This window comes from Vibrio sp. YT-19(2023) (genome assembly GCF_033337395.1).
In genome coordinates this window covers 1-964 of the sequence record NZ_JAWOQN010000203.1, presented here as the reverse complement: position 1 = coordinate 964, position 964 = coordinate 1, and the positions used below count along the sequence as shown (strand labels likewise).

At 43.9% G+C, this 964-nt stretch carries 1 protein-coding gene and 1 pseudogene; both read right to left on the bottom strand.

What is annotated here, in order from left to right; all coding sequences use genetic code 11:
* Positions 1-33: 33 nt before the first annotated feature.
* On the bottom strand, positions 34-468 hold the full coding sequence (locus R7E78_RS24880) for a GNAT family N-acetyltransferase (protein ID WP_005459779.1): 435 nt from the start codon (positions 466-468) through the stop codon (positions 34-36).
* Positions 469-609: 141 nt separating this feature from the next.
* Positions 610-964 (bottom strand): annotated as a pseudogene (locus R7E78_RS24875) (porphobilinogen synthase); the annotation flags it as partial.

Genomic DNA, 964 nt, shown 5'->3' with positions numbered 1-964 from the left:
CAACAGTTAAATGAGAAAAAATCTCATTTATTTTCACATTGCTTTAATGAAATGCACTCTCGATTCACGAAGATTGATTTTTTCTTCAAACTTTTCAATAAGATATCCATTTCTCAACAACAATCTGAGCATGGCAGGAAATTGGTTTCGAGATTTCACTTTTAGTGTTTTATAGCCTTGTTCTGCGACCCATTCTTCTTGAGCCTCTAACAACATCTGCGCGACTCCCTCATTTCGAGCTTGCGGCGCAACACCACCAAACCAACTATAGAAGGTGTCTTCATCCAGTTCGTAGCCGATTTTAAAACCGACAATAGCACCGTTTTTCTCAGCCACTAGGATTAGGCTGTTTTTGTCTCCAAGACGCTGTGACATCGAATCTAAGGTTTCTCCGTTGGCAAACTCTTTCACTCGAGTGACCACTTGAAGTGCCTCTTCCAACGTGCCTTCACGAATCAGCATTGTCATTGTTCTCTTCTCCAGAAATAAATATACCCAAGCACCTTGGATTTTTTGGGATATACAAGCCTTTTGTAATCCGCCTGAGGTTACTTGGGTATATGCAGACGAACAACTATTGTCGGTCTGGTTTTTCTCACTGAGCGATAATTACTCTTCTGTCGCTTCTCGAGCCATCTTTAGGTGCTGAGCGGCTTGTGCATTCTCTTCCGCTAACCACTCTGCTACGTCTTTTGCAAAGTAAGTCAGGATGCCATCGGCGCCCGCACGCTTAAAGCACAGTAGTGATTCCATTACTGTCTCGCGCTCTTTTAACCAGCCATTAAGAATCGCCGCTTTGTGCATCGCGTACTCGCCCGATACTTGGTAAGCAAATGTCGGAACTTGCAGCTCGGTTTTCACTCGGCGAACTACATCTAAGTATGGCATACCTGGCTTAACCATCACCATGTCTGCCCCTTCATTGATGTCCATTGCGACTTCATGCATTGCTTCATCAATGTTT